Origin of the sequence: Micromonospora tarapacensis, assembly GCF_019697375.1 — a bacterium.
Classification (GTDB): domain Bacteria; phylum Actinomycetota; class Actinomycetes; order Mycobacteriales; family Micromonosporaceae; genus Micromonospora; species Micromonospora tarapacensis.
Map to the genome: position 1 here is coordinate 3,317,665 of NZ_JAHCDI010000004.1, position 19,997 is coordinate 3,337,661.

The following is a 19,997-nucleotide window of genomic DNA, read 5'->3' on the forward strand; positions in this document are numbered from 1 at the left end:
CGTATGCGGATGGCGCGATGAAAGCAACCGGTTCAGTAGACCGGCCCCGCCGTGACGACCCAGGGAAACAGAGCCGTCACGGGGGGCGGACATCCCCACCACAGGATGGGCACCAGGTCGGCGCCTGAACCGGTTCAGCCAACCGTGGGCAGGGGGTGTTCGACCCGTCGAGCACGGGGTCAGGGTTGACCGAACCGGACCGGGGTATCCGGAACGGTCCGCCGGTCCGGAAGGAGACATCGATGGTCAGCATCGGCTACACCCTGATGTGCGAACAGGCAGGCCCCAAGGAGCTCGTCGACCACGCGGTGCGGGCCGAGGCGGCCGGCTTCGACCAGCTCGTCATGTCCGACCACTACTACCCCTGGCTGGAGTCACAGGGCCACTCACCGTACGCCTGGTCGGTGCTGGGCGCGGTCGCGCACGCCACCTCCCGCGCGGCGCTGATGTCGTTCGTGACCTGCCCGATCCGCCGCTACCACCCGGCGGTGGTGGCGCAGAAGGCCGCCACCATCGGGGTCCTCTCCGGCGGCCGGTTCACTCTCGGCCTCGGTGCCGGTGAGAACCTCAACGAGCACGTGGTCGGCGGCTGGCCGCACGTGCAGCAGCGCCACGAGATGTTCGAGGAGGCGTTGCAGATCATCCGGCCGCTGCTGAACGGGGAGACGCTGACCTTCTCCGGCAACCACTACGACGTGCCGGACGCGTACGTGTGGGACCGGCCCGACCCGCCGGTGCCGATGGCGGTGGCCGCCTCCGGCCGGCAGTCGGCCACCCTCGCCGCCGAGTACGCCGACGGGATGATCTCCACCGAGCCGGAACCGCACCTCGTCGAGATGTACGAGCAGGCCGGTGGTCGCGGGCGGCCACGGTACGGGCAGGTGGCCATCTGCTACGGCCCGGACGAGGCCGAGTGCCGCAAGATCGCTCACGACCAGTTCCGCTGGTTCGGGCTGGGCTGGAAGGTCAACTCGGCGCTGCCCGACACCGACGCGTTCGCCGCGGCCACCCAGACCGTCCGCGAGGAGGACGTGGCGCAGGGAATCTCGTGCGGGCCGGACGTGGACCAGCACGTCGCCGCGTTCAAGGAGTTCGTCGACGCCGGCTTCACCGATGTGGCGCTGGTGCAGATCGGCGGCGACAGCCAACCGATGTTCCTGGACTGGGCGCAGGAGCAACTGCTGCCCCGGCTGCGCGAGCTCTGAGCGGGCGGGGGATCAGCCCGCAGAGGCGGGTGGGGACAGGTCGACCAGGCCGGTGGCGAGCAGCCGGGCCACCGCCCGGGTGGCCGCCCAACCGGCCTCGACCAGACGGCGGGTCCCCGAGTACGGATGCAGGTGGGTGGCGAGCACGTCCGGGCGCTGCTCGGCGACGACCCGGGCCAGCCGGTCGCGCCGGTCGGGACCACCCCGGTCCTGCCCGCCGGTGCGGATGTTCCAGGTCATCACCCGCAGCACGGCTCGGCTCAGCCCGGTCGGCCGGCGCGGGCCAGCTCGTCGTCGAGCGTGTCCACGTCCTCCGACTCGATGGCGGGCTGGTTGCCCTGCCGGACGTCCTCGTTGGGACGGACCACCCAGTAGAGCAGCCCGATCCAGGCCGCCGCGAGCATGACCGCGCCCATGAAGTCGGTCGGGTGGTGCATGCCCCGGTACATCCGGGAGACCGCCACCCCGACCGGCAGGACCACCGCCGCCGCCACGAAGAGCCACCGCCACCAGCGGTCGCTGCGGGGCAGCACGATGACGGCGATGGCGAGCCACAGGCAGAGGGTGGCCGCGATGTGCCCGGAGGGGAACGAGGACGTCGGCATCGGGCCGTCCAGGTTCTCCGCCGGCGGACGCGGCCGGTCCACCGCCGCCGCGGAGGCCAGGAACAGGGTCAGTTCACCGAACATGGTCAGCGCCACGAACAGCACGGTCGCCAGCGCCGCCAGATCGCCAGCACCAGCGGGCAGAAGACCAGCGAGACGAACATGATCGTGTGGGTGTCGCCGGCCTTGCTCCACCACCAGCTGACGTCGTCGAGCAGCGGGGTGCCGTGCCGCGCGAACCAGCTCGGCACGGTCTCGTCGAGCCGGGCGAGGAACGTGCCGTCGGCGTAGTAGCTGACGAACATGCCGAAGCCGTAGAGGGCACCGAAGACCAGCACCCAGCCAACGATGATCTCGGCGATGCCGGCCCGGGCGTGCGGCAACAACCTGCGCTCGTCCGGCGCGGGCGCCACCTCGTGCGCGGCCTCCGGTTCCAGCCCCTGCGTGAACGACGTCGCCGGCCGGCCCCGCTCCAGCCGCCACAGCCGGAAGGCGTACGCGGTGACACCGAGCCAGGCCGCGCCGAGCAGCCAGGCGCCGACCACGTCGGAGAGGAAGTGCACGCCGAGCGCGACCCGGGTGAACCCGATCAGGAAGACGACGGTGCCGACACCGATCATCGCCGCACGGCGCCAGCGGGCCGCCATCGCCGGCAGGAACACCAGCAGCAGCGCGCCGTAGGCGACCATCGACCCGAGGGCGTGCCCGCTGGGGAAACTCTGCCCGGCGTACCCGCCGATCGGCACGGCCACCTCGGGACGCAACCGGTCGACCAGGGTCTTGAGCGACGGATCGAGGATCAGCGCCCCGGCACCGGTGACGATCAGGAAGACCGCGAGCCGACCCTGCCGGCGGATCAGCAGCCCGACCACGGCGACGGCGACCAGCCAGATGATTACCGCACGCCCACCGAGGTCGGTGACGGCGTTGAGCACGGTCACCAGCGGGCCGATCGGCGACACCTGGTCGTTGAGCCAGCGCGCCACGCCGTGGTCCACGTCGTACAGCGGCGACCACCGGACGCGCACCAACACCAGCAGCAACCCGAAACCGACCCCGGCACCGAGTACGAGCGCCAGGCCGGCGATCGTACGTTCGGTGAAGTGCCCGGGGGGTCGTCGGAGTACGTCCCTGACCGCGCCCACGGCAGCCTCCTTCGCCTCTGGCGAGGCGCTGTACCCGATGCGCCGCTGCCGTACACCCGGGAGCCCGCCGGTGCGACGGCCTAGAGTGCGGTCGTCTCGCCGGTGTCGAGCAGGCCGGCGCGCTGCGTGTCCGGCTCACCGGACCGCTCCTGGACGAGGCGCTCGCCCCGTTCGGCGGCGGTTGCCGCGTCGTCGGCCAGGTCGGGCGCTCGTTCCGGCCTCGGTACGCACAGCCACAGCGCCCGCCGGCGGATCTGCACCCGCAGGGTGCGGCCGGGTTCGATCAGGTCGCCGTCCAGCTCACGCGGTTGTGCCCGGTTGCTGTTTATCTCCACCCGGCGGGCGCGGTACACCTCCATGCGCGGAACCCGGTCCCGCCGGCGCAGCACCGCCCAGCCGAGGGAGAGCCAGTGCCGCAGCGTCCTCGGGGTGAGCACGGCGACGTCGAGGTAGCCGTCGTCGGGCTCGGCCTCGGTGAGCAGGGTCACCCCGCCCTGGAGCCGGCCGACGTTGGCGACCAGCACCGAACGGGCCCGACGGCACAGTGGCGGCTGGTCGTCCAGCCGGATACACACCTTCATCGGTCGGTCCCGCAGGTGTCGCGCGGCGCCCACCACGTACGCCGGCCAGCCGATCCGCCGCTTGGTCGTCTCGTTGGTGGCGGCCAGCATCTGGGCGTCGAAGCCCATGCCGGCCATCACCGCGAAGTGCTGTCCGTCCGCCTCGCCCACGTCGAGCAGCCGCCGCCCGCGTTCCAGGGCCACCGCCAGCCCCCCGGCCAGGTCGTCGGAGAGTCCCAGGTTCGCCGCGAGCAGGTTGCCGGTGCCCTGCGGGAGTACGGCGAGCGCCGCCTCGGTGCCGACCAGGGCGCTGACGCAGGCCATCACGGTCCCGTCGCCGCCGCAGGCGAAGACCACGTCGACCCCGGCGGCGAGGGCCCGCTCGGTCTGCCCCCGGCCGGGATCGTCCGCGGTGGTCTCGAACCAGAGCGGCTCGGGCCAGCCCGCCGCGGCGAGCGCGTCGCCCACGGTACGGCGAAACGCGTCGGGATCGGTCACCTTGACCGGGTTGACCACCACCGCACTGCGCAGCGGCCCTTCGTGCCGTCCAGCTTTCACGGCGTCAGTGTGCAGCACGGTGCGGGGTTGGGCGACTCGGCGCGGGTGGGTCGCGTCAGGCTGCGGTCCGCAGGGCGGCCTCGACCCGCCGGCGCGCGTCGGCCAGGTCGACGCCGGCCTCGGTGAGCACCAGCCTCGCGCCGCCGGAGACGGCGATCCCGCCCCGGCGCCGTACCGCCGCGACTAGCCTCAGACGCAGGCCGGGCGCGACAGCTGCGGGGGTGATGTCGGATGGCCGCAGCCAGCGACGCGTCGGTGCTCGTCGGCGTCGGTCCGCAGGACGCCCTGCCGGTGGCCCGGCTCGCCGCCCGGGTGGCCGCCGCCCACGGACGCGGGCTGCATCTGCTGCATGCGTTCAACTGGGCCGCGCTCGACGCGCCGGCCGTCTCCGACTCCCGAGCCGAGGCCGAGCGGCTGATCGCGGCGGCCACGGCGGCGGTCCACCAGAGCCAGCCGGGCGTCACGGTCACCAACGAGATCGCCGAGGGCCCGGCGGTGGCGAACCTGGTCCGCAAGTCCGACGCCGCCTTCCTGGTGGTCGTCGGCGACGGCGGAATGGCCCACTGCGACCGCTGCATCCCGGCGGACAGCCCCGCCGTGCAGGTGGCCGCCCGCGCCGAATGCCCGGTGTTGGTCGCCCGGCGGGCACCCCGTTGGCCGGCCCGGTGCTGGTCGGCGTGGACGGCTCGGCCTCCGCCGAGGTCGCGCTGGGCTGGGCGTTCGCCTGCGCCGCCCGGCACTCTTCGCGGCTGCTGGCGGTGTGGGTGGTCAACTCCGACGCGGCGATCGACGAGGCCACCGAGCGGCTCGGCGAGCTGGTCTCCCGCTACCGCGCCGGCCATCCGGACACGGACGTGGAGTGCCACGTCATCCGGGGCGAGCCCGGTGACGTGCTGGTCGACCAGTCCCGCACGGCGCAGCTGGTGGTGGTCGCCGCCCGGGGCGACGAGCCGTTGCGCGGCATGCTCGGCGCGGTCAGCCAGGCGCTGCTCTACCACTCCCCGTCCCCGGTGATCGTGGTCCGCGGCGTGTCCGGACCGCCGTCTCGCAACAGGCCGTGACACCCGGGACGGCGGGACCAACGGCCCTGATCCACGCCCGCCGATCCAGGGAAGCTGATACCGGAAACCGCGTGCTGCGGATGCAGGATCCACCGACCCGCGAGAGGCTCAAGCAGTATGGACACCGCCGTAGACCTGCAGAGCACCCTGACCGATGACGAACTGCGCCGGCTGGACGCATACTGGCGGGCGGCGAACTACCTCACCGTCGGGCAGATCTACCTGCTGGACAACCCCCTGTTGCGCGAACCACTCGCCCCGGAGCACGTCAAGCCCCGGCTACTGGGGCACTGGGGCACCTCGCCCGGGTTGAACCTCCTCTACGCCCACCTCAATCGGGTCATCGTCGCCCGCGACCTGTCCGCCATCTACATCACCGGCCCGGGCCACGGCGGCCCGGCGCTCGTGGCGAACACCTGGCTGGAGGGCACCTGGAGCGAGCGGTATCCCGACACCGGCCGCGACGAGTCCGGCATGGCCCGACTGTTCCGCCAGTTCTCCTTCCCCGGCGGCATCCCGAGCCATGTCGCGGCGGAGGTGCCGGGCTCGATCCACGAGGGCGGCGAGCTGGGGTACGCGCTCAGCCACGCCTACGGCGCCGCCTTCGACAACCCCGACCTGCTCGTCGCCTGCGTCATCGGCGACGGGGAGGCGGAGACCGGTCCACTGGCCGGCAGCTGGCTGTCCAACGTCTTCCTCAACCCCGCCCGCGACGGCGCGGTGCTGCCCATCCTGCACCTCAACGGCTACAAGATCGCCAACCCGACCGTGCTGGACCGGATCCCCGAGTCCGACCTGCTCGACCTGATGCGCGGCAACGGCTACCAGCCGTACGTGGTGGCCGGCGACGAACCCGCCGCGGTTCACGAGGCGCTCGCCGCCACCCTCGACCGGGCGCTGGACGAGATCGCCGCGATCCAGCGCCGCGCCCGTTCCGGTGCCACCGTCGAGCGCCCCCGCTGGCCGATGATCGTCCTGCGTACGCCGAAGGGCTGGACCGGGCCGAGCCGGGTCGACGGCAAGCAGGTCGAGGGGACCTACCACGCCCACCAGGTGCCGCTGTCCGGGGTTCGCGACAACCCGGAGCACCTGGCCGAGCTGGAGCGCTGGTTGCGCAGCTACCGGCCGGAGGAGCTGTTCGACGCCACCGGCGCCCCGGCCGCCGAACTTGCCGCGCTGCCCCCGGTCGGCGACCGGCGGATGAGCGCCAACCCGGCGGCCAACGGCGGGCTGCTGCTGCGTGACCTGGCCCTGCCCGACTTCCGCGACTACGCCGTCGACGTGCCCCGCCCCGGCGCGACGATCACCAGCGCCACCGGCGAACTCGGCAAGTGGATACGCGACGTCATCGCCGCCAATCCGCAGACCTTCCGTCTCTTCGGCCCGGACGAGGTCGCCTCCAACCGGCTCCAGGCGGCCTTCGAGGTCACCGACCGGGCCTGGATGGCCGGCACCGTCCCCGGCGACGACCACCTCTCCCCCGACGGGCGGGTGATGGAGGTCCTCTCCGAGCACCTGTGCCAGGGCTGGCTGGAGGGCTATCTGCTCACCGGCCGGCACGGCCTCTTCACCAGCTACGAGGCGTTCATCCACATCGTCGACTCGATGGTCAACCAGCACGCCAAGTGGCTGAAGGTGACCCGTGGCATTCCCTGGCGGCTGCCGGTGGCCTCGCTGAACTACCTGCTCTCCAGTCACGTCTGGCGGCAGGACCACAACGGCTTCTCGCACCAGGACCCCGGCTTCATCGACCATGTGATGAACAAGAAGGCCGAGGTCGTCCGGGTCTACCTGCCGCCGGACGCGAACACCCTGCTCTCCACCCTGGACCACTGCCTGCGCAGCCGGCACTACATCAACGTGGTGGTGGCCGGCAAGCAGGCCGCACCGAACTGGCTGAGCATGGGCGAGGCCGTCGCGCACTGCCGGCGCGGGGTGGGCATCTGGGACTGGGCCAGCACCGACGACGGCAGCGAACCGGACGTCGTGCTCGCCTGCGCCGGTGACGTGCCGACGCTGGAGACCCTCGCCGCGGCGGACCTGCTGCGCCAGCACCTGCCCGAGCTGAAGGTACGGGTGATCAACGTGGTCGACCTGATGCGGCTGCAACCGGCGACCGAACACCCGCACGGCCTGCCGGACTCCGAGTTCGACACGCTCTTCACCCGCGACAAGCCGATCATCTTCGCCTACCACGGCTACCCGTGGTTGATCCACCGGCTCACCTACCGACGCACCAACCACGACAACCTGCACGTACGTGGGTACAAGGAGGAGGGCACCACGACCACGCCGTTCGACATGGTGATGCTCAACGAGCTGGACCGCTTCCACCTGGTGATCGACGTGATCGACCGGGTGCCCGGGCTCGCCGCCCGCGCGGCCCACCTGCGGCAGGAGATGACCGACGCCCGCCAGGCGGCCCGCGACCACACCCGCCGGTACGGCGAGGACGACCCCCGGGTGGCCGAGTGGCGCTGGGTCCGCGAGACCGACCAGACCAACCCCTGAGAGGAGTACCGCCATGAGCGAGGCGGAGATCCTGGTGGCCTACGACGGATCACCGGACGCGGCGGCGGCCCTGGAGTGGGCGCTGGAGCAGGCCCGACGGGACGGCCGGCCGGTCCGGCTGGCGTACGTCTTCGAATGGCTGACCGTGGCGGGCTGGGTCGGGCCCGGTGTGACGCCGGGGGCGTGGCCCGACGAGCAGGCCCGCCGCCAGGTCGAGGAGCTGGTCGGCAAGGCGGCGGCGGACGCCGCCGCCGCGCACCCGGAGCTGAGCGTGCGCGGCGAGGTGCTCGACGGCCCACCCGCCCTGGTGCTGGAGGAGAGTTCGGCCGAGACCGGCCTGCTGGTGCTGGGCAGCCGCGGGCACGGCGGCTTCGCCGGCCTGCTCGCCGGCTCGACGGCCGTCACCGTCACCGCGCACGCGCACTGCCCGGTCGTGGTGGTCCGTGGCGGTTCGTCCGGGGGCGCCCGGGCCGGGCACATCGCGGTCGGTGTGGACGGCTCGGAGCAGTCCCTGCTGGCCCTCGGCTTCGCCTTCGAGCAGGCGGCCCTGCGCCGGGTACCGCTGCACGTGGCGCGCGCCTGGCAGCCCCGGCGCGAGCAGTGGAGCCTCACCGGCGAGCAGGCCCGCGACGCGGCGAACGCCGCGCACGCCGCCGAACTGGACGAGCCGCTGCGGCGCTGGCGAGCCGCCTTCCCCGACGTCGAGGTGACCGTCGAGACGGCGGCCACCGCACCCGCCGGCCTGCTGATCGACGCCAGCCGCAACGCACAGCTAATCGTCGTCGGCACCCGGGGGCGTGGCGGGCTGCGCGGGATGGTGCTCGGCTCGGTCAGTCAACAGCTGATCCAGCACGCGCACTGCCCGGTGGCGGTGATCCGGGAACGCTGACCGGTGTCAGTCCGGCCGGGAGCCGCGGGGCCCGCCGCCGAGCGCCCGCAGCGCGTTGAGGATGACCAGCACGTCGATCCCGGCGTACGTGCTGCGCTCGGCGTTCTCGGTCGCCCGCAGCCCGAACCCGGCGCCGGCGTTCACCACGCCGCTGGCCCCCGCTCCCCCGCGGCCCGTTCGACGAGCCGGGACTCGCCGGTGACGACCGACTCGTCCAGCGTCGCCGGTGACTCGGTGACACCGTCGACCGCGACGACGTCACCCGGGCCGACCAGCAGCCGGTCCCCGACCGCCACCCGGTCCACCGGCACCACCTCGACGCCGTCGGCGGCACGGCGCCGCGCCGTGCGCGGTGCCCGCGCCAGCAGGGCCCGCAGGTCCCGGGTCGCCCGGACCGCGATCACGTCCACGCCGAACCGCCGCCGCCACAGCTCACGCAGCACCGAGGCGGCGGCCGGCAGCAGCGCGGCCAGTGCCCGCCCGGGGCGGGACCTGCGGGTGGTGCGCCCGGCCGGATGATGGCGCACGATGGACCGGACCGGCCCACGGTCGTACCGAGGTGCGGCACCATGGGCAGAGACGGAAAGGTCGTGACGATGAGCCACCAGACGCCGACTACGCACCGCCCGCTGACCACCGCCCTCGCGGAGGCCGCCGCGATGGCCGGTCACGCGCCGTCGGTGCACAACAGCCAGCCGTGGCGCTGGCGGGTGCTCCCCGACGCGCTGGAGCTACGGGTGGTTCGCGACGAACAGCTCGCCGCCACCGACCCGGAGGGCGAGCTGGTCACGCTCAGCTGCGGTGCGGCGCTGCACCACGCCCGGCTGGCGCTGGCCGCCGAGGGTTGGTCGGCGACCGTCCAACGGATGCCCGACCCGGCCGACCCCGACCTGCTCGCCCGGCTGACCGACGCGCGGCCCACCGGCGCCGACCCGGACGCGATGCGCATGGTGCAGTGCATGCAGGTGCGGCACACCGACCGTCGACCGGTCGCCGACGAACCGGTCGCCGACGACACGCTGAGCGCCGTCGCATCGGCCGTCGGCCGGGAGGGCGCCCGGCTGGAGATCCTCGACCGCGACCAGGTGCTGCAGTTGGCGGCCTCCGCCTCGCACGCCGCCACGGTCGAGGCGGAGGATTCGCGGCTGCGCGAGGAGTTGGACTACTGGACCAGCCGCGCCGGCGGGGCGGGGCTGACCCCGGAGGTGCTGCCGGAGCAGGCCGCGCAGACCACCGTGCCGGGCCGGGACTTCGGTCGTCCCGGCACCCTGCCGGTCGGGCCGGGGCACGACCAGGCGGCGTCCTACGGGCTGCTCTACGGCGATCAGGACGAGCCGGTCGACTGGCTGCGCGCCGGTGAGGCACTGTCGGCCGGCTGGCTGACCGCCACCCGGCTGGGCGTCTCCGTGGTGCCGCTGAGCGGAGCGGTGGAGGTGCCGGCCACCCGGCAGACCCTGCGCCAGGTGCTGGCCGGGCTCGGGCATCCGTACCTCGTGCTGCGCCTCGGTGTCGCGGACCCGGCCCACGCCGGCCCGCCGCACACCCCGCGGCTGTCCCGCGAGCAGGTGGTGGACACGTCCGCGGTGGCCGGCGGCGCCGGCTGACGGATCCCCGGCGGCGCTGGGCGTTCCGGTGCCGCCGGCCGCCGGATAGCATCGCCCGGTGAGCGTCGGCGCACCGAACCCCCGGTACGAGCCGCCATCGCTCGGGCTGAGCCCGCTGTCCCGGGTCCGCCTGGACGAGCTGCTGCAGGAGATGCTGGACCGCGTCGGCGAGGTGGTGACCAGCCGGGAACGGCTGCGGGCGCTGCTCGACGCGGTCGTCGGCATCGGCACCGACCTGGATCTGCGCAGCACCCTGCAACGGATCGTGCAGTCGGCCTGCGACCTGGCCGGCGCCCGCTACGGGGCACTCGGCGTGATCGGCCCGGACCGGCTGCTGCACGACTTCATCACCCACGGCATCTCCCCCGACCTGCACGCACAGATCGGTGACCTGCCGCACGGCCGGGGCGTGCTCGGCCTGCTGATCGACGACCCGAAGCCGCTGCGGATGCCGGACATCACCCAGCACCCGCGGTCCTACGGGTTCCCGCCGAACCACCCGCCGATGCACACCTTCCTCGGCGTGCCGGTGCGCATCCGTGACCAGGTCTTCGGCAACCTCTACCTGGCCGAGAAGCAGGGCGGCGCGCAGTTTACCGAGGACGACGAGGAGATCGTCGTGGCGCTCGCGGCGGCGGCCGGCGTGGCGATCGAGAACGCCCGGCTGTACGCGCTGGCCTACCGGCGGGAACGCTGGCTCGCCGCCACCGCCGAAATCACCTCGCTGCTGCTCGGCGAGGTGCGCCGCACCGACGCGCTGACTCTGGTGGCGCGCCGCGCCCGGGAGGTCGCCGAGGCCGAGCTGGCCCTGGTGCTCCTCTACGACGAGGAGGCGGAGCACTTCACGGTGGAGGTCATCGACGGCGCCGGCGCCCAGGGCCGTGCGCTGGTCGGCACGGTGCTGCCGGCCGCGGACACCAGCTTCGCCGGGCCGGTCGCCCAGGGCCGGCACGACTCGGTGGACGACCTGGCCCACGCCGCACCCTGGCCGGCGATGCTGCACACCGGCCCGGCGGTGATCTCGCCGCTCGCCACCGCGGACACGCTGCACGGCGTGCTGGTGATCGCGCACTCCGCGGACCACGGCGGCGCCACCGACGACGACGTGACCCTGCTGGGCAGCTTCGCCGGGCAGGCCGCGTTGGCCATGGAACGTGCCCGCGGCCAGGAGGAGCGGGAGCAGCTGGTGGTCCTGGAGGACCGCGAGCGGATCGCCCGGGACCTGCACGACGTGGTGATCCAGCGGCTGTTCGCCACCGGCCTGCAACTACAGAGCGCGGTGCCGCTGACCGCGCGGCCGGAGGTCGCCAAGCGGATCAACACCGCGGTCGACGACCTGGACACCACCATCAAGGACATCCGGCGCACCATCTTCGAGTTGCGGACACCGATGAGCGCGGCGCTGCGCACCGAGATCCGTGAGGCGGTGGAGGCGGCGGCGGAGGCACTGGGCTTCCGGCCGAGGCTGGAGCTGACCGGGCCGATCGACAGCGCCGTGCCGGACGCGGTCCGCCCCGACCTCACCGCCGTGCTCCGCGAGGCGCTGTCCAACGCGGTACGCCACGCCGCGGCGTCCCGGCTGTCGGTGGCGGTACGCGTCGACGCCGCCCGGGTCACCGTCGCCGTCACCGACGACGGGGTGGGGTGCGACCCGGCCGCCGCCCGGGGCGGGCTGGTGAACCTGCGTGAGCGCGCCGAGCGTCACGGCGGCGGCTTCGAGATCCGTCCCGCCGAGCCGCACGGCACCGAACTGCACTGGAGCGTCCCGCTGCGCGACTGACCGCCCCGCGCGCCGCCCCGCCGGACGGCACGGAGGTCAGTGGGTCTTGCCGAGCAGGCGGGTGGCCAGCACGGCCGCCTGGGTGCGCCGCTCCAGGCCGAGCTTGGCCAGCACGCTGGAGACGTAGTTCTTGACCGTCTTCTCGGCCAGGAACATCTTGCCGGCGATCTCCCGGTTGGTCAGCCCTTCGGCGACGTACTCCAGGATCCGCCGTTCCTGCTCGGTGAGCGTCTGCAGCTCGCGGGGCTGCTCCACGCCGCTGCGGATGCGCTCCAGCACCCGGGTGGTGATCGCCGGGTCCAGCAGCGACTGGCCGGCCGCGACCCGGCGGACCGCGTCGACGAGGTCGGTGCCGCGGATCTGCTTGAGCACATATCCCGAGGCACCGGCCATGATCGCCGCGAACAGCGCCTCGTCGTCCTCGTACGAGGTGAGGATCAGCCCCTTGATCGAGGAGTCCACGGCCCGCACGTCCCGACACACGTCGATGCCGTTGCCGTCGGGCAGCCGGGCGTCGAGGATCGCGACGTCGGGCCGCAGTGCCGGAATCCGGCGGGCCGCCTCCTGGGCGGAGCCGGACTCACCGACCACCTCGATGTCGCCGCTGGCGTGCAGCAGGTCGGCCAGACCACGACGAACGACCTCATGGTCGTCAAGCAGAAACACCCGGATCATTCCCCCTTTCTACCCCTCCCACCCACCCCCGCCCGGGCCAAAGGTCCCAACCCCGCCGCCACTCGCCCCGCCCGACCCCACCCTGCCGTTGATCATGAAGTTGGCGGGTGTCCTGGAGATCGAAGCCCTCGCCAACTTCATGATCAACATGGCGGGCGGGTGGGGGCCTGGGGGCGGGGGCCTGGGGGTCGGGACGTGTGGCCCTGCTCGGGTGGGGGCGGCGCGGGCACCGTTGGGATGTACCGGTGAGCGCGAGGGGGCACGATCATGGAAAACGGCTACACCGTCGAACGGCTGCGGGCCGCCGCGACCGACGCGATCCGTGCGCCGTCCCTGCACAACGTCCAGCCGTGGCGGTTCCGGCTGCGCGGCGGTGGGATCGAGGTGCTCGTCGACCCGGCCCGGCGACTGCCCGCCACCGACCCGAGCGGCTGGGGTGCCCGGATCGCCGGCGGGGCGGCGCTGTTCAACCTCCGCCTGGCCCTGGCGGCGGCGGGTGCCCCGGCGACGGTGCGGCTGCGCCCGTACCCGTCGGAGCCGGACGTGCTGGCCCGGCTGCTGCCGGACGTGCCGCGCCGCCCGACCCCCACCGAGCAGGGCCTCTACACGGCCCTCCCCCGCCGGTTCACCAACCGCGCCCCGTTCTGGCCGGACCCGGTCCCCGCCGACGCCCGCTGGCAGCTCGGCGAGGCGGCCCGCGCCGAGCACTGCTGGCTGGAGCTGCTGATCGGGGTGAGTGCGGTCAACGCGTTCGCCGAGATCGCGCACAGCGCGCACCGGGTTCTCGAACGCGATCCCGCCTACCGGGCGGAGCGGGAGGCGTGGGTGCGCGCCGAGCCCGCACCCGACGGGATCCCCGCCGCCGCCGGCGGCCCGCAGGCCGAGCCGCAGGACCTGCTCCCGTCGCGCGGCTTCGGCGGCGTGCGGCGGGCGCCCGGCCGAGACTTCGAGCCGGAGCCGCTGGTCGCGGTGCTCGGTTCGACCGGCAACACCGCCGTCGACCAGGTCGTCGCCGGCCAGGCGTTGCAGCGGGTGCTGCTGACCGCCACCGGGGCCGGGCTGTCGGCGTCGATGATCTCCCAGCCGATCGAGGTGCCGTCGGCTCGGGAGCAGCTGCGGATGTCACTGGGACGGTTCGGCACCCCGCAGATGGTGCTGCGGGTCGGGTACGGCCAGCCCGGCCGGTCCACCCCCCGCCGGCCGGTCGACGAGGTGCTGGACCTGCCGGTGCACCTGGCGTAGGCGGCCGAGCGGCCCGCTTGACGGCTCCGGCAGGTGGGCCGGCGGAGCGGGGCAACCGTTGCCGGTCAGGCGGGCGTCGCCGGGACTGTCCGGGCCGAGCGCTCGGGGGTCGTCCGTCACCCACCAGCCGCCGTGCGCCCACCGGAGGCGCCCCGTGCCGCCCCGGTTGAACACCGACACGGACCAGCCGCGACGGATCGCCTCGACGACCGTCGCCCCACCCACGAATCCCGTTCCGCCCAGCACGAGAAGCCTCATGCCGTCCAGCGTGCCCCTCGTCGGGGGCGCCGGGGCGGCCCGTTCACCCTCAGCAGATCTGCCGAGGTCAGGCAGCCACCGGCCGCGCCGGTGGACGGGCATCGTGGAATGGGCATCGTGCCCGGCGGACGCGCCGAACGGGCCCGCCGGGCACGGCCGGGCGGCGCCGCGGGCACGGCGGGCGCCACCAGCCAGCTCCTTGATCGAAGACTGACGATAATATCGTCGGCTCGCCGAGCGCGGGCGTCAACAACTTCCGGAAATTATCGATCGGTCCTCAAGCGACGGGGGCGGCGCTGTCGCGGATCACCAGCTCGGTCGCCAGCTCCAGCCGAGGGCTCTCCACCTTCTCGCCCCTGGCCAGCCGCAACACCGTCCGCGCCGCCAACATCCCCATCTCGGCCAACGGCTGTCGCACCGTGGTCAACGGCGGCGAACACCACCGCACCTCCGGCAGATCGTCGAAGCCGACCACACTGATGTCGTCCGGCACCCGCAACCCCCGCTGACGCACCGCCTCGTAGACACCCAGCGCCATCTGGTCACTCGAAGCGAAGATCGCCGTCGGCGGATCCGTCAACCCCAGCAACCGCCCACCACCGGCAAAACCGGCCTCGTGGTAGAAGTTGCCCGGACACACGAGATCCTCGTCGAAGGGCAGCCCGGCGGCCTCCAGGGCGGCCCGGTAGCCGTCCATCCGGGCCCGGCTGCACATCAACTGCGGCGGCCCGGCGATGAACCCGATCCGCCGATGCCCCAGACCGATCAGATACTCCGTCGCCCGCAGGCCGCCGGCCCAGTTGGTGGCGCCGATCGTCGGTGCGTCCTGCGTCGGCAGACCGTCCGCGTCGACGATCACCACGGGGATGTTCAACCGGCGCAGTTCGGCCTGCAACGGCGGCTCCACCATCGAGGTCACGAAGATGACCCCCTCGGTGCCGCGTCGGCGCATGCCGTCGAGCCACTGCTGGGCCGACGAGGTCTGACGGTGGATGGCGGAGACCACCGTGCCGACGCCGGAGGCGTGCGCCACGTCCTCCATACCCCGGATGATCTCCACCGCCCACGGGCTGTCCAGATCGTTGAACACCAGATCCACCAGCCCCGAACTCGCCCGCATGCTCGGCGGCCGACGCCGATAACCATGCCGCGTCAGCAACTCCTCCACCCGCTCACGGGTCTGCGGCGCCACATCCGAACGACCATTGATCACCCGCGACACCGTCGGCACCGACACCCCGGCGAGATCCGCAATCGCCGAAATTGTGACCTTGCGGGGATCTCTGGTAACCACGACACTCTCCACCCAACGGCCCGGCGACAGCCCGCACGACAACCAGGGGCGGCCGGGGCGGGCTACCGACTGCCGCCCCACACCCTAGTGCCGGAAATTTCACCCGACTATCGGTAGTTGACCCAGTTCACACCAGCACCGTCGGTCAGCCCCGCGGCGCCGCCGCGCTGTCGCGGATCACCAGCTCGGTCGCCAGCTCCAGCCGAGGGCTCTCCACCTTCTCGCCCCTGGCCAGCCGCAACACCGTCCGCGCCGCCAACATCCCCATCTCGGCCAACGGCTGTCGCACCGTGGTCAACGGCGGCGAACACCACCGCACCTCCGGCAGATCGTCGAAGCCGACCACACTGATGTCGTCCGGCACCCGCAACCCCCGCTGACGCACCGCCTCGTAGACACCCAGCGCCATCTGGTCACTCGAAGCGAAGATCGCCGTCGGCGGATCCGTCAACCCCAGCAACCGCCCACCACCGGCAAAACCGGCCTCGTGGTAGAAGTTGCCCGCCTGGATCAACCGGTCGTCCACCGGGACGCCGGCCGTCTCCAGGGCGGCCCGGTAGCCGTCCATCCGGGCCCGGCTGCACATCAACTGCGGCGGCCCGGCGATGAACCCGATCCGCCGATGCCCCAGACCGATCAGATACTCCGTCGCCCGCAGACTGCCGGCCCAGTTGGTGGCGCCGATCGTCGGCGCGTCCTGGGCCGGTACGCCGGCCGGATCCACGATGACCGCGGGAATGTTGAGCCGGCGCAGTTCGGCCTGCTGCGGCGCCTCGAGGGTGGAGGTCACGAAGATGACGCCCTCGGTGGACCGGGTCCGGATGTTGTCGAGCCACTGTTTGGCCGACGAGGTGCGGCGGTGGATGGCGGAGACCACCGTGCCGACGCCGGTGGCGTGCGCCACGTCCTCCACGCCCCGGATGATCTCCACCGCCCACGGGCTGTCCAGATCGTTGAACACCAGATCCACCAGCCCCGAACTCGCCCGCATGCTCGGCGGCCGACGCCGATAACCATGCCGCGTCAGCAACTCCTCCACCCGCTCACGGGTCTGCGGCGCCACATCCGAACGACCATTGATCACCCGCGACACCGTCGGCACCGACACCCCGGCCAAGCGCGCGATCGCCGCGATGGTCACCGTCCGGTTGTCGTTGACAGCCATCCGCCCTCCCTCTCCTCGCTCATCCCCTGACGCGGCCGGTCGAGCCGGCGACGGGCTGACGTTCGGCGACGGTGTGACACCCGGGCACCGCGTGCGCCTCGCCCCGGACGGTGCGGTCGGCGTACCGACCCTGGGGCGCCCGGGTCCGGCCCGCGGACGTCACTGCCGCTTCGCCACCTTGGTGATGTCCTTGACGATCTGCTCCGGTCGCTTGGTGCCGGCGATCAACTGGGCCGAGCTGTCGTTGATCTGCTGGCCCACCGCCGGCGGGAACGCCTGGTCGAGGTAGAGCTGGAAGCCGGTCGCGACGCCGAGGTTGGCGGCCACGACCTGGTTGTTCACGTCTCTGATCCCGCCGGTGGCGGCCTGGTTGGTGGGCAGCACCGCGCCGGTCTGGGCGGCCTTGCGCTGGTTTCTCGCCTGCACCAGGGTGCGCAGGAAGTCCACCGTGGCGGACGGCGCGTCGCGGCCGACCGCGAAGCCGTTGCCGCCGCCGAACGCGTCCGTCGCCAGGCCCTTGCCGCCCTCCACGGCCGGGAAGGGAAAGAAGGCGAGCCGGTCGCCGATGCCCCGCTCGCTGGTCGACGACGACGCCTGCACCGACGGCGCCCACTGCCCCATCAGCTCCATGGCGGCGCCCTCGTTGCCCATCGTCGCGGCCTGCCCGTCTTCGGACCCGTACTCGGCGCGCAGGAACCCCTTCTGGAAGGGCTGCATGTCGACAAGTTCCTTGAGCCGCCGGCCGGCGGCGACGAAGACCGGGGTGTCGAAGTTCTTGTCCTCGGCCGCGCGCTGCAACGCCTCGAGGCCGCCGATGCGCATCGCCAGGTACGCCCAGTAGTAGTGCCCGGGCCACTTGTCCTTGCCGGCGAGCGCGATCGGGACGATGCCGGCCGCCTTGAGCTTGCTGACGGCCGTCAGCAGTTGCGCCCAGGTGGCTGGCGGCGTCTCGATGCCGGCCTTGGCGAAGTGGTCCCGGTTGTACCAGATACCGACCATGCCGATGTCGAACGGAATCCCGTAGATCCTGCCGTCCACCGTGTACGGCTGCACCGCGGCGGGCAGCAGTTGCCCGATCCACTCCCCGACGTCGTCGGTGATGTCCTTGACCAGGCCGGCCTCGGCCTGCTGCCGCAGCGCGCCGCCACCCCACGACTGGAACAGGTCCGGCGGCGACTTCGCCTCGAGGGTGGTCTCCAGCTTCTTCTTGAACGCCTCGACCTCCAGCGGCTGGACATCGACCTTGACGTGGGTGTGTGCGCCCTCGTACTGCTGCGCCATGTCCCCCCAGAGCCCCAGCATCGGCTCGGCGTCCTGGACATGCCACCAGTTGATCGTCTGCGGATCGCCTGTGGCGGCGGTCTCGCCATCCCCACACGCGCCGAGCAGGAGTGCGCCGGTGCCCGCACCGGCCAGACCCAGCAGCGAGCGGCGGGAGATGTGCGCTGTCATGGTTCGTCCCTTCTAGAACGAGTGAGGTTACGGAGTGTCGCCGAACCCGGCGGAAAGCTGCGCAATAGGCCCTGGAAGTTCCAGTTCAGTACCGGTATTTTCAGTGTGATGGCGGGCACGTTACGACGCGTTTGCCTCGACGGTCAAGGGGTGCGGCCGCGAGCCCACTTCGGCCGATACCGCGAGCGCAATCCTGGGCCTTCCGGACCGCACATTTTTCCGGAAATAGACCGGGATCGGGATCTGAAGGAGCCGAGAATGTCGACCGAGATCGCAGACGTGGCCACCACCCGGTCGATCAGCAACCCGGTGCTCACCGGCTTCCACCCGGATCCGTCGATCCTGCGGGTCGATGACGACTACTACCTCGCGACCTCGACCTTCGAGTGGTATCCGGGGGTGCGGGTGCACCATTCGAAGGACCTGGTGCACTGGCGCGCGCTGGGCGGCATCGTCAGTGGGCGCCGCCTGCTCGACCTGCGTGGTTGCGGCGACTCCAACGGAGTCTGGGCGCCCGACCTCACCTATCACGACGGGTCGTTCCACCTCGTCTACAGCGACGTGGCCAGTTTTGCCAGCGGCTACTGGGACGCACAGAACTTCCTCACCACCGCGCCGGCGATCACCGGCCCCTGGTCCGACCCGGTACGGCTGCACTCGCACGGCTTCGACGCCGCGCTGTTCCACGACGACGACGGCACCAGCTGGCTGCTGGCGATGAGCGCCGACTGGCGTCCGGGCCGGGACCGCTTCGGCGGCATCGAGATCCAGCAGTACGATCCGGCCGGCCGGCAGCTGGTCGGCGAGTCCCGGATCATCTTCACCGGCACCCCGGTCGGCCTGACCGAGGGGCCGCACCTCTACCGCCACGACGGCTGGTACTGGCTGGTGACCGCCGAGGGCGGCACCAGCTGGGAGCACCAGGTCACGGTCGCCCGGTCCCGGAACCTGTTCGGCCCGTACGAGGTCGACCCGGCCGGGCCGCTGCTCACCTCTGTCGGCCGGCCCGACCTCACCCTGCAGAAGGCTGGCCACGGCAGCCTGGTCCGCACCCAGCACGGCGACTGGTATCTCGCCCACCTGGTGGGCCGCCCCTACACCCCGTTGGGCAACTGCGTCCTCGGCCGGGAGACCGCGTTGCAGAGGGTCGACTGGTCGCCGGGCGGCTGGCCCAGCATCCCCGGCGGCGTACCGGCCGACGAGATCGCCGCGCCCGGCCTGCCGGACCACCCGTGGCCCGACGAGCCGGCCACCGACGACTTCGACGCCCCGGAGCTGGCCAGTTGGTGGTCGACCCTGCGCCGGCCGGCCACCGACGACTGGATCGACCTACGCTCCCGTCCCTCGCACCTGCGCGTCCACGGTGGCCAGTCACCGGTCGGCAGGCAGACGCCGAGCCTGGTGGCACGGCGGGTCGGTGCGGCACGGTGCTCGCTGGAGACCGCCGTCGAGTTCGACCCGGGCAACTACCGGCACCTGGCCGGGGTCACCGGCTACTACAACACCCAGAACTGGCACCACCTCTACCTGACCCGCGCCGACGACGGGCGTGCCGTGCTGGAGCTGCTCAGCTGCGACAGCGGCCGACGCACCGCGTACCCGCAACTCAGCGTCGACACCGGTGGTGCCCGCCGGGTCGGCCTGCGGGTGACCTTCGACGGCCCGGTGCTGCGGTTCGCCTACGACCTGGGCGCCGGCTGGCAGCAGGTGCCCGTCGAGTTGGACGCCACCATCCTGTCCGACGAGCACGCGGCCCAGATCATCGACGGCGAACCAGCGGCCTGGGGCTTCACCGGCGCCTTCCTCGGTCTCTGGGTGCAGGATCTCGGCGGCGACGGCCGCTACGCCGACTTCGCCCACGCCACCTATCTCGAACCCTGATCCCACCGGCTGGACCGGCACGCCCGACTCCCGTCGCACCGATCGGCGGCTTCGAGCCCGCCCTGCCGGGCGCCGTAGGCTCGGCCCGGCTCGGCTGCCCCGGGGCCGCCAG

At 72.6% G+C, this 19,997-nt stretch carries 15 protein-coding genes and 3 pseudogenes; 8 read left to right on the forward strand and 10 right to left on the reverse strand.

Translation table 11 applies throughout. The features are described from left to right. Positions 1–242 precede the first annotated feature (242 nt). Positions 243–1,205: a TIGR03557 family F420-dependent LLM class oxidoreductase gene (locus KIF24_RS20845; protein WP_221085476.1), complete on the forward strand. Its 963-nt coding sequence runs from the start codon at positions 243–245 to the stop codon at positions 1,203–1,205. Between the two features lie 12 nt (positions 1,206–1,217). Here KIF24_RS20845 and KIF24_RS33285 read toward each other — a convergent pair whose 3' ends face one another. The 4 genes from KIF24_RS33285 to KIF24_RS20860 all read right to left on the reverse strand — a co-directional run bounded on the left by KIF24_RS33285 (position 1,218) and on the right by KIF24_RS20860 (position 4,073). Then, entirely contained in the window at positions 1,218–1,445 is a 228-nt protein-coding gene (locus KIF24_RS33285) for a hypothetical protein (RefSeq protein ID WP_230415801.1), read from the reverse strand. 20 nt (positions 1,446–1,465) lie between these two features. Continuing rightward, a complete protein-coding gene (locus KIF24_RS33290) occupies positions 1,466–1,906 on the reverse strand; it encodes a phosphatase PAP2 family protein (RefSeq protein WP_331461225.1) in 441 nt (146 codons plus the stop codon). Beyond that, positions 1,897–2,955 (reverse strand): phosphatase PAP2 family protein, encoded by a 1,059-nt coding sequence (locus KIF24_RS33295; RefSeq protein WP_331461226.1) that lies wholly within the window; start codon positions 2,953–2,955, stop codon positions 1,897–1,899. Before KIF24_RS33295 ends, KIF24_RS33290 begins: the two co-directional genes overlap by 10 nt. Before the next feature lie 80 nt (positions 2,956–3,035). Continuing rightward, entirely contained in the window at positions 3,036–4,073 is a 1,038-nt protein-coding gene (locus KIF24_RS20860) for a diacylglycerol/lipid kinase family protein (RefSeq protein WP_331461227.1), read from the reverse strand. A 231-nt stretch (positions 4,074–4,304) separates the two neighbouring features. On the opposite strand from KIF24_RS20860, the pseudogene KIF24_RS20865 reads away from it, so the two are divergent. The 3 genes and pseudogenes from KIF24_RS20865 to KIF24_RS20875 all read left to right on the forward strand — a co-directional run bounded on the left by KIF24_RS20865 (position 4,305) and on the right by KIF24_RS20875 (position 8,534). Then, a pseudogene (locus KIF24_RS20865) lies at positions 4,305–5,134 on the forward strand (universal stress protein). A gap of 117 nt (positions 5,135–5,251) precedes the next feature. Further along, positions 5,252–7,645 carry a phosphoketolase family protein gene (locus tag KIF24_RS20870; protein ID WP_221085477.1) on the forward strand — a complete coding sequence of 798 codons (2,394 nt, stop codon included), beginning with the start codon at positions 5,252–5,254 and terminating at the stop codon, positions 7,643–7,645. Positions 7,646–7,658: 13 nt separating this feature from the next. Beyond that, positions 7,659–8,534: a universal stress protein gene (locus KIF24_RS20875; RefSeq protein ID WP_221085478.1), complete on the forward strand. Its 876-nt coding sequence runs from the start codon at positions 7,659–7,661 to the stop codon at positions 8,532–8,534. 75 nt (positions 8,535–8,609) lie between these two features. Here the strand turns inward: KIF24_RS20875 and KIF24_RS20880 are convergent. After that, positions 8,610–9,139: pseudogene (locus KIF24_RS20880) on the reverse strand (P-type ATPase); the annotation flags it as partial. Between KIF24_RS20880 and KIF24_RS20885 the strand changes: the two are divergent. Continuing rightward, complete coding sequence (locus KIF24_RS20885; RefSeq protein ID WP_407939941.1) at positions 9,104–10,138, forward strand: Acg family FMN-binding oxidoreductase; 1,035 nt, start codon at positions 9,104–9,106, stop codon at positions 10,136–10,138. The pseudogene KIF24_RS20880 and the gene KIF24_RS20885 sit on opposite strands and share 36 nt — an antisense overlap. A 151-nt stretch (positions 10,139–10,289) precedes the next feature. Further along, a complete protein-coding gene (locus KIF24_RS20890) occupies positions 10,290–11,918 on the forward strand; it encodes a sensor histidine kinase (RefSeq protein WP_407940007.1) in 1,629 nt (542 codons plus the stop codon). 36 nt (positions 11,919–11,954) lie between these two features. Here KIF24_RS20890 and KIF24_RS20895 read toward each other — a convergent pair whose 3' ends face one another. Further along, on the reverse strand, positions 11,955–12,593 hold the full coding sequence (locus KIF24_RS20895) for a response regulator (RefSeq protein ID WP_221085480.1): 639 nt from the start codon (positions 12,591–12,593) through the stop codon (positions 11,955–11,957). 267 nt (positions 12,594–12,860) lie between these two features. Between KIF24_RS20895 and KIF24_RS20900 the strand changes: the two genes are divergently transcribed. Further along, positions 12,861–13,835, forward strand: coding sequence for an Acg family FMN-binding oxidoreductase (locus KIF24_RS20900; protein ID WP_221085481.1), 975 nt, complete (start codon positions 12,861–12,863; stop codon positions 13,833–13,835). 108 nt (positions 13,836–13,943) lie between these two features. Here KIF24_RS20900 and KIF24_RS20905 read toward each other — a convergent pair. From KIF24_RS20905 to KIF24_RS20920, 4 genes and pseudogenes are all read right to left on the reverse strand, one after another. Continuing rightward, a pseudogene (locus KIF24_RS20905) lies at positions 13,944–14,093 on the reverse strand (reductase); the annotation flags it as partial. 277 nt (positions 14,094–14,370) lie between these two features. Continuing rightward, on the reverse strand, positions 14,371–15,387 hold the full coding sequence (locus KIF24_RS20910) for a LacI family DNA-binding transcriptional regulator (protein WP_221085482.1): 1,017 nt from the start codon (positions 15,385–15,387) through the stop codon (positions 14,371–14,373). Between the two features lie 145 nt (positions 15,388–15,532). Beyond that, positions 15,533–16,552, reverse strand: coding sequence for a LacI family DNA-binding transcriptional regulator (locus KIF24_RS20915; protein ID WP_221085483.1), 1,020 nt, complete (start codon positions 16,550–16,552; stop codon positions 15,533–15,535). Positions 16,553–16,711: 159 nt separating this feature from the next. Continuing rightward, positions 16,712–18,004, reverse strand: coding sequence for an extracellular solute-binding protein (locus tag KIF24_RS20920; RefSeq protein ID WP_221085484.1), 1,293 nt, complete (start codon positions 18,002–18,004; stop codon positions 16,712–16,714). Positions 18,005–18,262: 258 nt separating this feature from the next. On the opposite strand from KIF24_RS20920, the gene KIF24_RS20925 reads away from it, so the two are divergent. After that, positions 18,263–19,885: a glycoside hydrolase family 43 protein gene (locus tag KIF24_RS20925; RefSeq protein WP_221085485.1), complete on the forward strand. Its 1,623-nt coding sequence runs from the start codon at positions 18,263–18,265 to the stop codon at positions 19,883–19,885. The last annotated feature ends 112 nt before the right edge of the window (positions 19,886–19,997 follow it).